Consider the following 536-nt stretch of genomic DNA (forward strand, 5'->3'; position numbering starts at 1 on the left):
AAACGATGCTCTGTATTAGGCTCAAATTCGTGTTCGATAGGCAATGACATAAAGTCAGAGGGGGCGGTGGAATTGACAGCAGCATGGTCACACCAAATCTTGAGTTGTCGAGCGTTAATCCTCAACGCAGTAGCAATGTGATTATGGGAGTGACTGTCTGCTAATTCAACGGCCAATTGTCGAAGTTCGTTAGGAGTGTGAGTGCGTTTAGTTCGGTTTTGGCGCCAGTGATCAAACGCGGCAATGGCTTGTTCTAGTTTATGTTGTGGCACGGTGTCGATCCTCTTAATGGACAGACACTCAGTAAATCACGACTTGTTGCTAAAAGTTGAGCTATGCTGCCGTAAGCTCACCTTTTTTCTCGGTTAGTTTGTCATTTTGCGCTCCAAACGAATGCTTCTCTTGTAACAACAGAGCATTTTGTGCATCAAACTGTTTTTCTAACGAGTCACGAGCTTGCTCAGCTTCCCCGAGTTCTTTATTAATCTCTGTAAGCTGATGAATGTCATTTGTGTACGCAAGCAACAAGCAGATTT

The 536-nt window shown here is 44.2% G+C and carries 2 protein-coding genes; both read right to left on the minus strand.

The window, feature by feature from the left end:
- A partial coding sequence (locus tag R7Z77_RS28105) for a hypothetical protein (protein WP_318137402.1) occupies window positions 1–272 on the minus strand: 272 nt, incomplete at its 3' end.
- A 61-nt stretch (window positions 273–333) separates the two neighbouring features.
- Window positions 334–536 (minus strand): hypothetical protein (locus R7Z77_RS28110; RefSeq protein WP_318137403.1); only part of this gene is annotated, 203 nt, incomplete at its 5' end.

It is taken from the genome of Vibrio sp. 1401, assembly GCF_033340295.1.